Source organism: Paenibacillus sp. FSL H7-0690 (genome assembly GCF_037980415.1).
Classification (GTDB): Bacteria; Bacillota; Bacilli; order Paenibacillales; family Paenibacillaceae; genus Paenibacillus_AQ; species Paenibacillus_AQ odorifer.
Genome location: NZ_CP150281.1, coordinates 4,993,810 through 5,007,285 on the forward strand (window position 1 = coordinate 4,993,810; position 13,476 = coordinate 5,007,285).

Consider the following 13,476-nt stretch of genomic DNA (forward strand, 5'->3'; position numbering starts at 1 on the left):
CTTCTGTGTGCGTTATATCCGTTAGACTCTTGTTTCTTCAAAAAGCGCAGTACGAGTGCTGCTGTCATTGAGCATTTTTTTCCAAGGATCCGTAACCTGAGTCAGAGCAAAGTCAATCCGTGCGGCCAGCTCTTTGCGGTTATCTTCATTATTCAAAATGACCATTTGAATCTGCTCAAGTCCCATACGCTCAACCCACTCGGAGGTTCTCTCCAAATAATTGCCGGTCTCACGGTAATATTGCATCACAGCGGAGCACACTTCGATCAACTCTTCATCGGTCTTTATTTTGCAGAAGGAGTCAGCGATCCGTGGCTTGATCCCACCGTTACCGCCGATAAACACTTCCCAACCGCCATCATTACCGACGATGCCAATATCCTTCGTACAGGATTCCGCACAGTTACGCGGGCAGCCGTTGACAGCTATTTTAAACTTGGCAGGAAAATCAAGACGTTCATACTTACGTTCTATGAGCGCGCCCATTCCCAGCGAATCCTGTGTGCCGAAACGGCAGAACTGTGAACCCACACAAGTCTTAACGGTACGTAGCGACTTGGCATAACCATAACCTGATGGCATATCGAGCTCTTCCCATACTTTCGGCAGATCCTCTTTTTTCACCCCGATTAGATCCAGGCGTTGCCCACCCGTCACCTTCACAACTTTCACATCATATTTAAGGGAGACATCGGCGATTTTCTTCAAATCCTCCGGTGTCGTTACCCCGCCGTACATACGTGGAATAACGGTATAGGTTCCGTCTTTCTGAATATTGGCTCCCATACGTTCATTAACAAAGCGTGATTCCTTCTCGTCTTGATGTGTATCCGGATTTATCATCCCCAGATAATAGTTAATCGCCGGACGGCATTTAGAGCAGCCTTCCTCTTGTTTCCAACCCAGTACATGCATAACCTCTTTAGTAGTACTAAGACCTTTAGCTGTAATCTCAGCAACAATCTCATCCCGGCTAAGCGTTGTGCAGCTACAAATTCCTTGCTTGGCAGACTGCTCAAAACTATCACCCAGGACAAATTGTAAAATTTGTTCTACAACCGGTTTACAACCTCCGCAAGAGCGCGTCGCTCCTGTACATGCTTTTATTTCGTCCACAGTAGTAAAACCATTTTCTATGACCGCATCCACAATCGCTTTTTTCGTAACCCCGTTACAGCCACAAACGATTTCTTCGTCCGCCATTGCTTCTACGGATGTGCTCTTTTTGGCTCCACTTCCGCAGCAGCCGGTACCCATAACCTCTGTATAAATTTCATCGGTCATTACAGCGCCTTGTTTTACTAACTTTTGCAGGTTAGCCGACTCTGTCACATCCCCGAACAGGACTGCACCAACAATGACATTGTCTTTGAGCAGAATTTTCTTATAGGTTCGCTTCCATTCATCTTTGCTTGAGATTACAGTATGTTCAGGAGAATCCATAAACTCACCTGCAGAAAATACATCCACTCCGGAAATTTTTAATTTGGTGGAGACAACAGAACCTTCATATGGGTTTGTGTCGCTTCCGCAGAGATGTTTAGCTAGAACCATCCCCTGCTCAAAGAGCGGCGCTACTAATCCGTAACAAACTCCGCGATGTTCGGCACATTCGCCAATGGAATATACATTTTGCATAGAGGTCTGCAGATAATCGTCCACTACAATCCCACGATTAACAGCAATTCCGCTTTCTTTTGCCACAGTTATATTCGGTTTGATGCCTACAGCCATAACTACAAAATCAGCCGCAAGTGAAGTGCCATCACTAAATTGTAATCCACTTACTCTCTGTTCCCCGGTCAATTCTACTGTTTGTTTGCCCATGGCAAATTTCACGCCTTGACGCTCTAGCTCAGCTTGCAACATAGAGGAGGCATTACGATCCAGCTGGCGCTCCATTAGATCTTCCATCAGATGCACTACAGTAACGTCCATGCCAAGGTTCACAAGACCCTTTGCCGCTTCCAAGCCAAGTAAACCCCCGCCGATTACCGCCGCTTTGTTGTATTGTTTAGCCGCAGCCAGCATTGCATCACAATCTGCAATATCCCGGAAACCCACAACGCCTTCCTTATCACAACCAGGTACAGGTAAAATAAATGAATTCGAACCCGTTGCAATAATCACTTTATCGTAAGAAACAGCCATACCGTTATCCGCAATTACTTGCTTAGAATGCTCGTCAATTCGTGTAACTGTTGTTGCTGTATGCAAGGTAATGTTGTTATCTTCATACCAATTCCAGTCGTTTAGGATGATATCATTGATGGTTTTGCTGCCTTCGAGAACATAGGACAACATGATCCGATTATAATTGGGATGAGGTTCGCTTCCAAAGACCGTAATGTCATAAGCTCCACCTAGCTTCAATATTTGCTCTAGCGTACCTATGCCTGCCATACCGTTGCCGACTAATACTAATTTTTCTCTCTTCGCTGCCATTGTTAGGTGCCTCCTCAGTCTTATCCGTTCTTGTTGAACTTTGCTTCAACTTCTCTTCTACATAATGGAATTATACATTTCAAAATTTAAGAGAGATTGTGATTACAGTCACATTAAATGTGAATGTTTTCACATAAAAATAAGGCAACTTTATTAGGTTATAACTTCCAATAAAAAAAGCCAGATCACGGGTTCTGAGCAACCGTTGATCTGGCATTTATGTACTTTTTTTTAACGTATAGCCAATAAAATCTCCAATTCATCCTGCACCCTAAGCTTCATGTCCATTCCATTCTCAAGCAGCTGCTTCCCATTCACCTTCATCTTCCAAACTTCATTGCTAAGGGGAGTATAATCACCAATGGATAACACCTTTTTGTTGTCTTCGGTCAACTGCACCACACTGCTGTTCTTCAACAAACCTCTCACTGTTAAATCTTCAGTAAATCCCATAACATATGAATGATTCAAATTCACTTGCTCACTTCCACCATTCACGGTCAACAACACAATTTGAAGGGGTTCCTCTTGTTCCTTAGACATCGCCGTAATTACTAATTTTGATTCATGCCCGACTGTTCGACCCCAATCCTCAGGTCCAATGGTCTCCCCATCCATTTGCAGCTCCCAATTCATTCCTGGACCGAGTGAAATATTATTTACCGTTAGAATGCTTGTGTTATCCTCAGAAAAGGTGGCCTTCCCACTACCTTTCAGTAGGTCAAAGATCGTTATCCCTTTTCTGTAGCTCTCGCTAAGCTGCTTGTCCAAAGGGTTGGTAAGCAAGTCATTTCCCGCAACGATAAGCGAAAGCGTAGGCCCGTCTGATCCTGCTAAGCCATTATTCCCTTCATTATTAATGTCAGCAAGAGTGGAACACCCACCTATTATGAATACGATGACTAATCCTAGTAACAACCTCCACATATATTTCGTGGGCATAGTGACACCGCCTTGTCCCGCCTAATGACCACACAGCGTCTCAGGCTTGTAGTAAGTTATGCATACTGTCTATTTAAGAATAACGTAAATAAGCTTTGTTCTCAAATATAAAAAAAGTCCCCTAAGGGACTCTATGAAAACTCATTTTTTCTACTGGAATCTAGGGAACAATATATTATTCTCCAGATGAACATGTTCAAAAGTCATGCTCTCCAGCTCCTCTAGCCGGGCATAAGTCAAACGATAGGTTGTACAAGCATGAGCCGGTGGGGTGAAATCAGCTGTTATTTTGCGTATTTGTCTCAATAGTTCGCCTGCTGTGTCATGTTCACTCTCGAGTTCAATTAATGCCTCGCGAAGTGTGGTCAGCCCTTCTTCACTTGGATTGGCATCATACGCTAATAATTTTGGAAACTCATCTTCCTCTTCTTTAGCTGTATGCTGAAGCAGATCTTCCTTAAGTGCATTAAACAAACTATATAACTCTTCTAAATGGGGGGAATCTCCGCCATGAACTCGGTATACCTTGGTTACATTTTGGCTAATTAGGGGCAGCTCTTCCCGCAGGTAATGGTGATGTTTACTCACGATATGCTCGATTAACTCTGCAGAAGGTGCTGTGTTCCATGCGAGTTCTTCTTGAGGTACCGGATATTCCTCGAACAGCTTGTTGAGATCACTAATGATCATCTCTTGATCTAGTCCACGCTCTACAGCTGCTTCAGCAAGAGGTTTGGCGCCTCCACAGCAGAAATCAATCCGTTTGGACTTGAAATAATCCGCAGCTTTTGGGAATTGCAGCACAATATCTTTTACCAGGGCATCTGGAGTAAATCCAGGTTGCACCGATTGCTTATGCTGTAAATCCGAAATTCTATCATTAGGTAGTTTAGTTTCCATAATAGTTCCTCCTCGGGATATGTGATCAGGTTCTGAAAAATCTTTTCTACCTGTTCACCTTAACCCTGAAAGGAGTTTTGACTTGTGATTGTACTCACGAAAATTGTATCTCTTTGTTGAACGAAAAAGGTCAATTATGGTGATCTCTGACCACAATCAACCTGTTTACATAACGCTTTAGCGTACTTTAGGTTAAAATTACCAAGCATTATTGTATGTACAAACGAAATGACGAAATTTTATACAGGTATTATATGTGTTATTGGCTGAATAATAGATTACTTAGGCACTCGGTAGCCCCACCAAAAGAAGAAGCTTGAGCAATACTTAAAAAGTTTCTTCTGTTACAGCCTTAAAAGGAGCGTGTCCAGTTTCTGCATTTCTTAATAAAGTCGGCTTTCTAAACCTTAAACTGCACCGCAACTTATAAATAGCCGTGTCTTCATTCATTTCAATGAAGATTACATCTATCCATATTGGTACTAATGGTTCTAGTCCACAAAGTATATTTATAGTTTTATCCAGCGTTAATTGCTTATTCCCAATGTTTTCTTCACTTAAAATGTTTAGCCTCATCATATCATCTGCACCGTTTAGCGGCTTGTCTTTTTCTTTCACAGGCTCTATAACAAATTTACAATCGGTAAAAATCAATCCTTTCTTTCTTGATATTTCCTCAATAGTTTTTAATAAATTCCCTTTAAAAATATCTTTATTCATCTGTTTTATCTCTTCCACGTTCATCACCTACTTTATCTGAATACTAGAAATCTTAACAAGTTCATTTGTATTAACGTAACCTGAAGGAGTTGTTTCTATGGTGTATATTTCAAGCCATGCATTTTTAGTTTTCACCCCTATTTGCTCAAGAACTTGTGAGAATAATTTTGCTTGCTCAATTGAAGGAGTATAGTGACCGGATAAGTTAGATATGCTTCGGACCTGTCCTTGATTATTAAGTTTTAGCTTTCCTGCCGCTTGAACAGACTCCCCATTTGCCAAAAAGGAATGCCCTCTCCCAATATGAAGTTTGCCATTCATGTCTACAACAAAATCAACCTCGGAAAGACCACTGTTATTTTTCAAGTATCCATTTTCGATATTGAAAGAAAACTCTTTTCCAGTTTGAATATCATTTGGAAACCTATTATTGATTTGTTGAACAGGTTTAACATTTCCAGTCCCCTCAACCGCCTTCACGTGTATGTCACTTGGTTGAACCTTAACTTCCGGTAGTTCTATCACGGGTGTTTTAACAGTTTGCTTAGGAATTTTCACCGAACCTTTAGGCAGCTTTAAGTTCTTATTCAGCCCCCCACGGCTAACGCTAATTCCTTGGAAATTATAGAGTATACCACTAATAATAATGGAATACGCCTGTAATTTCGATATCTTTTCTCCTGTGAAATAATTATAACCTTCTGTTGCCGCTATCGTCTGTTCCAGTATGATATCCACACCTGGTTCTTCTCGCTCTAGCTGGATATCTCCATTTCTAATAGCTTCCTGATAGGCGATGCTCGCTTGGGCTGCTTTTTGATCTGTCACACCGTTTTTACTGAGGACCCACGTATTCCCCATTAACTTTTTATCATATTCACTAAAATCAAAGGCTGATTTGCCCTTTAGTTGATTCTCTGCTTGTTCGATTTCCAGCCGCTTCCCTGCCAATTGACTCTTGGCCTGCTCCCCAACACCTTCCTTTTGCAACGCCATTCGCAGTAGTAAGAGGTATTCTTCATTTTGGAGTAGGGGCACATTAGACGTCGTGATCGATGGATCATAATCACACGCCTGTACCGCTGGCCTCTTAAAATTAGCGCTTAAATTCTTACCCAACTGGTACTGGACTTCGCCTATACCCAAGGATTCCAGCTTCTTACGTGCGTCATCCGCCAGCTTATGCATTGCATCCATTTGCGTCCGATTTCCAAACGCCTGATATACCTCATAGGCGGTCTGTGCCTTTGCGATTTGATTCCGTGCCTGGTAGATATCCTTCAGCTTGCTTTGTGCGGCAATGGAATCAATCGTTCCCAGTCCCGAATTCTTAACAGTTGTTTGAAGCTTCTTCACCATAGGATCGCTATCCAGCTCATCCTTTCCCATTAGAGCAGCAATCGAGGTGATCAGATTCGTGACCGCCTTCTGAGCTGCTGGTGGGATCGAAAACTGCCCAATTGCGCTGTCTCCTCCTAGCCTTCCGAACATACTTCCTAAAGCGCCAAACTGCTGAAAGAGTTGATTCATCTGGCGTTTATTCTGATCCTGAACACCTTGAACACCCTTTACAGCTGAACGAATAATATCTTCAAGCTTCTCAGCCTCTACCGTCAATTCGTTGATAAGCACTTGGGCTTTTATCTGGTTTGATCCCAGCGGGATACCATCCCAATTATTTATTTGACCTTTCAGTTGCAAGTACAACCGATTGGTGTCCTGGCTAACCTGTCTAATTTTTGTCTGCAGTCGTTCAACTTCGTCTTCTTTGAATACCATTTTGTTAGATGCCATTCATGACCTCCAGTTCTTACACTTAGACCATCCAATGTGCTACACTCTTCGACTCATCATTCCAGATCTTTATGTACTATTTTATCTTTAAATACTTAAGTAAAAGGAGCGCATATCTAACCTATATATCGGCTTAACTTCCCATTATTTTACTTTAAATCCTTTCTTTTAATTTTTTAATTCTAATTACTGCCCTGAAAATAGCAGATAACAAAAACAGGTCAATCATGGAGATAAATCTCCACAATCGACCTGACACTAAAATCTGTATCTTCTATTGAACATAAGCCTGCATATACGTTCGCTTACCCTTTGCGTCCTTCAAATAAGGTCCTAAGCCAGCAAAGCGGGAGTGATCCATATAAACACCAGTCATCCATCTGCCTTCTGTTAGGCCTCCGTTCCATTTGAGGACAAGGTCAGGGGCGGATATCCATTCCTGATAAATCTGTATATTCTGATCTTTGTACTCTTTACAAGGCTTAGACTGCTCCAGAAGACGTAGATCATTAAGGTAAGTTGGCACGAAATAAGAGGATATCGTATGCAAATCATCTTCATCAAAAAAGGGCTCATCCCCTAAAAAGGGTTTGAATAATACGGTATTCTCGTACATGGACCAAATTAGGGCTTGTAGCACCATGCTTTGGCGAATGCCATTATGGAACTTATATTGTCGTTGATTACTCGCCACATTCACTTCTTGAAGAGGTTCCGTCGACTCCAGGCAATGCCGTTCACAGCCGATACATTTCCAGCCAGAAGGACTTTGAATCCATTTTTGAAAAATAGTCCCGCTATCATTGTTGCCTTTGTAGAGTGAAGAGATAATGCTGTAAGGCACGCCAATCCACGCATCCCATAAGGAATCTGGAAGATGGCTATGCAGCATGAACAACGTCTTGTCATAGATGAGCTGTACTTTGATCGAAGCGTTCTCCAGCTCAGCAACATCCTTTTTTCCATACGTTATTTCCCGGGAAAACAGGGTGGTCTTCATCTCCCTCGCCTCCTAATAGTTTTGCTATGCCTGTACTCCAGCTGAGTAGATTTGAGCAAAAACCAATATTGCAAGCGTTTCCACGCAAGGAACATACAACGTTTTTTCTATTATATTACAGATTTTTTCGATCTGTGCAAGGTTTTTATTTAAAAATTGAAAAGCCCTCCTCCGTTCTTCAGGAAAAAGGGCCACAACACGACTTTGATTTCTACTCTACCCAGCTCTCAGCCCAAGACTGAATCTGCTGCATAACAGGCTCCAGCGCACGGCCTTTGTCTGTTAGTTCATATTCAATACGCACAGGTGTTTCCGGGTATACATGTCTAACCAGAATACCCTCACCTTCCAAATCCTTCATCCGCTCGGACAGCATCTTATCGCTCATTGAAGGAATGAGGCCGGAAATATCTTTAAACCGCTTCGGTCCACTCATCAATGTCTGAATAATAAGTCCATTCCAACGTTTGCCTAAGAAAGAGAAGGCTGTCTCAAATCTGGGACACATCGAAATTTGATGTTCTTCCATTGTTCTCACCTCTCACTAGCGAAACTTACTATTAGTTAGTATATATAATATTAACACATTTCATCCCTGATGAACATCGTTTACTAAAAAAAGTTCATCTGACATTATCATTATATCCTCGTTGTCAATCCCCTGTATGTGCTTTAGATTCCCTTTTAGAGATCGCTTCTGTCACGATTTGCGCCAAGTCATCATTTCCGAATAAGGAGAGTACGCCCAGAACTGTGTCATCGGAAATATCCCCTGCTTCCTCCGCAGAAACCGTTAGGGCAAGCGCTTTTCGCAAGGCTTCATTCCCTTCTTGCTGTGGATACGCCTGTAAATACAAACTGTGCGGGTCGAGTCCTTGATTCACGCACCACTGGGCGAATACAAGGATCATCATCTCTTCCTCACGCTTATAGCTTTCGATGATTTGTTCCTCCACTAATTTACGGTTGTCTTCCATATTTTACTCCTTTCTTAGAGACCTCATTCAGCAAGCTGAGCTGCCAATCTATGACTAGGCAGAACTGCTGAAGCAGCAATACTGCATAACTCTGGTGTATTTATATTGTTCAGGAAATGATCTACCACTCCACCAAAACCTCTTCTATCCAGCACCGTATCCCAGCTTCCAAAGCTCTGGGTCCGTGGCAAAGCATTTTTTTCATATAGGATGGCTTGGTCCAGATCTGCCACTTCCACCGAACGTCCATTACCGTGCAGCTCCAGCTTCTCCAAATCAACACCCGCCTCACGAACCATACTATACATCCCCACTGAGCCTTGCTTCCAACCCAGCATTCCAGATGCCTGCACAAGTCGTCCCTCTCCATTGGATTGAAGATTACTGCGAAGCAGCTCATACTGATCTCCACATAACCATAACAGCAGATCAAGCATATGAATCAAGTCGTCATGCACAGTCTCACGGCTGCTGCCTAACTGCAGCTTCGTGCGATGTTTAATCGCGTGGCAATGGCTAATGCCTCCGGCTTCCTCGAGCCAACTCTTGGCAGTGACATACATTGGGGCAAAACGTCGATTAAAGCCCACGCCTAGCAGCAGCCCTTTATTTTCTGCCAGCTCTGCCATCCTTCTGGATTCTTCCAGATCATAGGACAGCGGCTTATCTACATACACCGAAATCCCATGTTCGAGACATTTTGTTACTATATCATAATGGGTCGTCGTTGGGCTATGCACAAATACTGCATCCAGATCCCAAGACAACAGCTCGTCCAAATTTGTCGTACCTTTAGGAAAACGGTAGGCTTTAACAGCTTGCTCTACTGTTGTGGATGAGTGACTGAGAACCCCCACCACCTCAACTTGTCCATGCTGAGAGAGCAGTGGCAAATATACTTTGCGGGCGATATTTCCAATCCCGATGATGGCGACTCTTTTGCGTGCAGAAACGATCAATGATTTAACTCCCCTCTTTATAATTCAAGAATTTATCTCTCTCTTTGTTCTCTATAAATGCTATTATACCTGCTTGGCGTTCGCCGACAATGATCTTCACTTCAATATTTACTTTTTATCCCGTATGATGAGATGAATGAGTGGAAGAAAGGGTATATTAGCTATGAGAAAATGGTTCTCGATTATTCTTTATGTTTCGGGCACAATCCTTGCGTTTATCTACAGATATGACATCCTTAGCTGGATGAAAGAGGATCATAATCTTTTCAGCTCTATAGGGATCGCAACTTTACTGGCTCTCTTTCCAGTTGTACCGTACAAAGCGGTCATCGGATTTTTTGGTTATGCATACGGAAGTTTAGCAGGTGCTTTAATTTGCTGGGTAGCTACAACCCTTGCTGCCGCATTCCTTTTCGGCGTAGTGAAGTTCTTATTTCAAGATCAAGCGAGAGCTTATCTGACTTCTATTCCCCTACTCGAAAAATTTACAAAAGGCATAGAACGGCGGCCCTTTGCTTCTATTGTCTTAGCACGTCTCTTGCCGATTATCCCGCAGACAGCAGTTAACATCTATGCCGGAGCAGCCGGGCTGCCCTTCTGGAGTTATCTTGCTGCCTCAGCTATTGGAAAAATCCCAGGCATCGCCTTGTATGCCTTCCTTGGGGATCAACTGTTCCAGAACCCTGGAAATGCGATTATAGCCATCATTGTTTATGCCATTGTGCTTATTATAGCCGGACTAAGCTTTCGTTACAGTTCACAGGAAGTAAAAAAATACTAGGTAACAGAGAGCTTATTTGGCGTAAGCTGGCAGGCTGTGGTTATTTGCTTTATAATTAGATTGTGATCTATTTAATTGCATACATGAATGGAGGGATATTAATGAGTGAACATCAGACTAACCATATAAATTCCAAGGCGGAAAAAGCAACCTTTGCAGGTGGATGCTTCTGGTGCATGGTCTCGCCGTTCGAGGAATTGCCAGGCATTATTAGTGTCGTCTCCGGCTATACTGGCGGGCATACAGTGAATCCTACCTATGAAGAGGTATGCTCCGAAACTACAGGACATGTTGAAGCCGTACAAATTACGTTCAATCCAGAAATTTTCCCTTATAGCAAGCTGCTTGAGTTATTCTGGCAGCAAATTGACCCAACCGACGCGGGTGGACAATTCCATGATCGCGGCACCTCTTACGGAACGGCTATCTTCACCCATTCTGAAGAGCAGAAGCAACAAGCAGAGGCTTCCAAGGCAGCTTTGCAAGAAAGCGGCCGATTCGCTAGCCCGATTGTTACCCCGATCCTCCCGGCAGCAACCTTCTATCCTGCCGAAGAATATCATCAGGGCTACCATCGTAAGAACCCGGGCCACTACAAACGTTACCGTAAGGGTTCCGGACGAGAGGATTTTATCGAAACCCACTGGACACATAAAGAAGACAAACTAAGCTTGAAAGAACGTCTGACGCCACTTCAATATGAAGTCACTCAGAATAGCGCTACAGAGTCACCTTTCCGAAATGATTTTTGGGATCACCACGGAGAAGGCATTTATGTAGATATCGTATCTGGTGAAGCATTATTCAGTTCGCAGGATAAATACGATTCCGGTTGTGGCTGGCCCAGCTTTACACGTCCGATTCGCGATTACGCCGTGAAGGAAAAGACGGACCTCAGCCATTTGATGGTTCGCACAGAAGTGCGCAGCAAAGTAGCAGATTCCCATCTAGGTCATGTCTTCGACGATGGTCCAGGGGAAAACGGCCTGCGCTACTGCATTAATTCAGCGGCACTGCGCTTTATACCAAAAGAGGATCTGGAGAAAGAGGGCTATGGCGAGTATCGTGTACTCTTCCAGCCTGCCTAATCTTCGATAAAAGCGAAATACTGTACTGTCTTACAGAAAAGAAAAGCCTCCAATTCACGGTATACCATGAATTGGAGGCTTTTTAATTCATAGAAGCTTATTCTTTATTCTCGTCCTCGTTAGCTTTCTTATCCTTTATTGAGGTTGTCACCTTTGGCTCTGCTGGTCCAGGGAGTACCTCCTTGTTCAGTTCCCGATTTTCCTGCCGTATCCGCTGGGTCTGCTGCTCCCGTCGTGCACGGATATTTTTGCGGGCAAACCAAACGATGGCTAAAATAATGCCCGCACCGATTAGAATCGGCAATGCGCCTGCAAGAATTACAAAAATCCACTGAAACATAACAGATAGTGCGTTCAGGCTTCCTTTTAAAGCATCCGATGCCCGTTCTAGCAATGGACCTTGCTCTGCCTTTCCCTTCACGGCTAAGCTCTCATCCGTCTGGTACACTCTAAGCTCTACCGTTGAAAAAGATACGTTCTGATCTATATATCGCATTCTGCCTTTGATCTGCTCAATCGTTTCTTGAATCGAACCAAGCTCGTTTGCAAAGGCGACCAGATCACTTGATTTCGTTGCTTTTTTCATAAACTCTGTGTATTGAGCTTCCATTAACTGCTTTGCCTTTAGACGCGACTCCAGATCAACATACTCCTCCGAGACATCCTGACCTTGAATACTGCGCTGTAGCGATTCGTGTTTTACTTTTTCCAAATTATTCAGAAAAGGAGAGAACCCGGAGGCAGGCACCTTAAGGATAAACGTCCCTCCTTGCTCATATTGCGACATGTTTTCGTTAAACTCTATAATATATCCTTTAGCCATCGTTACCATGTTGCGGATTTCAGTCTGAGCTTTACCGTAATCTTCTACTTCCATAGTCAGATTGGCATGATAGATTAGCTTCTTGTTCAATCCTTCCACGACATCACTGCCCGTGAATCCCGCGTTCCCTTGATCCGTGTTCTCTGATGTCAAACCTTTTTCAACTGGGGCTTCGTTGCCTCCCGCTGCTGTCTCAGCTTCTGCTGAGGTGCTCTTATCCGCTAATGTAGCTTTCGAAGATTGCTCAGTGGTTGCTGCAGCAGAATTACTCGTATTTCCGCCGTCACCAGCTAATTTGTCTGCCGCCGAATTGTTATCACCCGAGCCACAACCTGCCAATACCACCGCAAGAATTAATAAACATAAGTAATGCAGACCCCATTTGCGCATTCTCATTCCTCCAAAAGTGTAGTGGTTATCCCTAGCATTGTAACGTTACGGAATGTCATGTTCTGTACAGATCTCTTCCGTCTCTCATTTCTATAACGCCCCAAAACTTGGAAGGTTGCACTGGAATATGGAATTTCGGTAAATTTCTTTTGGTTTTTCTTGTTGAATACACAAAAAGCCGCATTTCTGCGGCTCTTATTGGACATATTTTTGATGTGGGAAGGTGACCCGAAAGTTAAAGAACTCATTTGCTTACAAACTCATTATTTGGTACAATTACCACGTCTAACCTAGTAAAAAAAGCCAAATACCCTCTATTCATAATGAATGAGGGCGTGACACGGCTTTGTTGAGACAAGCTCCACCTTGCTGAACAGAGCCGTTCATTGAATGATACTATCAATTACTATAAGGGGAGGTGAACCCTCATGGCAAAAGACGTAGTTTGTGAAGTTAACTCCTGCACCCACTGGGCAGAAGAGAACAAATGCAGCGCTGAATCGATCTTCGTAGCTTTCCACAGCTCCCAAGAACCAAAACGCGCAGAAGAAACAGATTGCAAAACTTTCGAAAGTAAATAAGTAAATGCCTGAAGGGACCCTCCACGGTTCCTTCTTTTTCTTTTTCATTCTAACAAGATTGAGAATTATTATCAAG

At 43.2% G+C, this 13,476-nt stretch carries 13 protein-coding genes; 3 read left to right on the forward strand and 10 right to left on the reverse strand.

The features are described 5' to 3' along the window. Positions 1-21: 21 nt before the first annotated feature. The 9 genes from nirB to MHI32_RS22115 all read right to left on the reverse strand — a co-directional run bounded on the left by nirB (position 22) and on the right by MHI32_RS22115 (position 9,737). On the reverse strand, positions 22-2,445 hold the full coding sequence (nirB, locus tag MHI32_RS22075; protein ID WP_076184185.1) for a nitrite reductase large subunit NirB: 2,424 nt from the start codon (positions 2,443-2,445) through the stop codon (positions 22-24). A 231-nt stretch (positions 2,446-2,676) separates the two neighbouring features. Further along, positions 2,677-3,387 (reverse strand): hypothetical protein, encoded by a 711-nt coding sequence (locus MHI32_RS22080; RefSeq protein ID WP_076130686.1) that lies wholly within the window; start codon positions 3,385-3,387, stop codon positions 2,677-2,679. 150 nt (positions 3,388-3,537) lie between these two features. After that, complete coding sequence (ric, locus tag MHI32_RS22085; protein WP_076308971.1) at positions 3,538-4,233, reverse strand: iron-sulfur cluster repair di-iron protein; 696 nt, start codon at positions 4,231-4,233, stop codon at positions 3,538-3,540. A gap of 381 nt (positions 4,234-4,614) precedes the next feature. Then, positions 4,615-5,007 (reverse strand): hypothetical protein, encoded by a 393-nt coding sequence (locus MHI32_RS22090; protein ID WP_081387696.1) that lies wholly within the window; start codon positions 5,005-5,007, stop codon positions 4,615-4,617. A gap of 27 nt (positions 5,008-5,034) precedes the next feature. Continuing rightward, the gene (locus tag MHI32_RS22095) at positions 5,035-6,801 is read right to left on the reverse strand and encodes a hypothetical protein (RefSeq protein WP_340010854.1); all 1,767 of its coding nucleotides are present in this window, start codon (positions 6,799-6,801) and stop codon (positions 5,035-5,037) included. Between the two features lie 274 nt (positions 6,802-7,075). Next, on the reverse strand, positions 7,076-7,801 hold the full coding sequence (locus MHI32_RS22100; RefSeq protein ID WP_076130692.1) for a hypothetical protein: 726 nt from the start codon (positions 7,799-7,801) through the stop codon (positions 7,076-7,078). A gap of 211 nt (positions 7,802-8,012) precedes the next feature. Further along, positions 8,013-8,330 (reverse strand): helix-turn-helix domain-containing protein, encoded by a 318-nt coding sequence (locus tag MHI32_RS22105; RefSeq protein WP_036682958.1) that lies wholly within the window; start codon positions 8,328-8,330, stop codon positions 8,013-8,015. 124 nt (positions 8,331-8,454) lie between these two features. Next, a complete protein-coding gene (locus MHI32_RS22110; RefSeq protein ID WP_076184188.1) occupies positions 8,455-8,778 on the reverse strand; it encodes a hypothetical protein in 324 nt (107 codons plus the stop codon). Positions 8,779-8,801: 23 nt separating this feature from the next. Beyond that, positions 8,802-9,737 carry a Gfo/Idh/MocA family oxidoreductase gene (locus tag MHI32_RS22115; RefSeq protein WP_076218896.1) on the reverse strand — a complete coding sequence of 312 codons (936 nt, stop codon included), beginning with the start codon at positions 9,735-9,737 and terminating at the stop codon, positions 8,802-8,804. 163 nt (positions 9,738-9,900) lie between these two features. Between MHI32_RS22115 and MHI32_RS22120 the strand changes: the two genes are divergently transcribed. Together MHI32_RS22120 and msrA are read left to right on the forward strand one after the other, a co-directional pair. After that, complete coding sequence (locus MHI32_RS22120) at positions 9,901-10,518, forward strand: VTT domain-containing protein (protein ID WP_339187977.1); 618 nt, start codon at positions 9,901-9,903, stop codon at positions 10,516-10,518. A gap of 101 nt (positions 10,519-10,619) precedes the next feature. Beyond that, positions 10,620-11,606: a peptide-methionine (S)-S-oxide reductase MsrA gene (msrA, locus tag MHI32_RS22125; RefSeq protein ID WP_038572566.1), complete on the forward strand. Its 987-nt coding sequence runs from the start codon at positions 10,620-10,622 to the stop codon at positions 11,604-11,606. 97 nt (positions 11,607-11,703) lie between these two features. On the opposite strand, the gene MHI32_RS22130 is transcribed toward msrA, so the two are convergent. After that, positions 11,704-12,819, reverse strand: a complete 1,116-nt coding sequence (locus MHI32_RS22130) for a DUF4349 domain-containing protein (RefSeq protein WP_340010857.1) — start codon at positions 12,817-12,819, stop codon at positions 11,704-11,706. 428 nt (positions 12,820-13,247) lie between these two features. Between MHI32_RS22130 and MHI32_RS22135 the strand changes: the two genes are divergently transcribed. Next, complete coding sequence (locus MHI32_RS22135; RefSeq protein WP_076098619.1) at positions 13,248-13,400, forward strand: DUF1540 domain-containing protein; 153 nt, start codon at positions 13,248-13,250, stop codon at positions 13,398-13,400. The last annotated feature ends 76 nt before the right edge of the window (positions 13,401-13,476 follow it).

Coding starts and splice junctions, on each gene's coding strand:
- nirB (WP_076184185.1), bottom strand. CDS start 2,445: ATGGCAGCGAAGAGAGAAAAATTAGTATTAGTCGGCAACGGTATGGCA.
- MHI32_RS22080 (WP_076130686.1), bottom strand. CDS start 3,387: ATGCCCACGAAATATATGTGGAGGTTGTTACTAGGATTAGTCATCGTA.
- MHI32_RS22090 (WP_081387696.1), bottom strand. CDS start 5,007: ATGAATAAAGATATTTTTAAAGGGAATTTATTAAAAACTATTGAGGAA.
- MHI32_RS22095 (WP_340010854.1), bottom strand. CDS start 6,801: ATGGCATCTAACAAAATGGTATTCAAAGAAGACGAAGTTGAACGACTG.
- MHI32_RS22100 (WP_076130692.1), bottom strand. CDS start 7,801: ATGAAGACCACCCTGTTTTCCCGGGAAATAACGTATGGAAAAAAGGAT.
- MHI32_RS22105 (WP_036682958.1), bottom strand. CDS start 8,330: ATGGAAGAACATCAAATTTCGATGTGTCCCAGATTTGAGACAGCCTTC.
- MHI32_RS22110 (WP_076184188.1), bottom strand. CDS start 8,778: ATGGAAGACAACCGTAAATTAGTGGAGGAACAAATCATCGAAAGCTAT.
- MHI32_RS22120 (WP_339187977.1), top strand. CDS start 9,901: ATGAGAAAATGGTTCTCGATTATTCTTTATGTTTCGGGCACAATCCTT.
- msrA (WP_038572566.1), top strand. CDS start 10,620: ATGAGTGAACATCAGACTAACCATATAAATTCCAAGGCGGAAAAAGCA.
- MHI32_RS22130 (WP_340010857.1), bottom strand. CDS start 12,819: ATGCGCAAATGGGGTCTGCATTACTTATGTTTATTAATTCTTGCGGTG.
- MHI32_RS22135 (WP_076098619.1), top strand. CDS start 13,248: ATGGCAAAAGACGTAGTTTGTGAAGTTAACTCCTGCACCCACTGGGCA.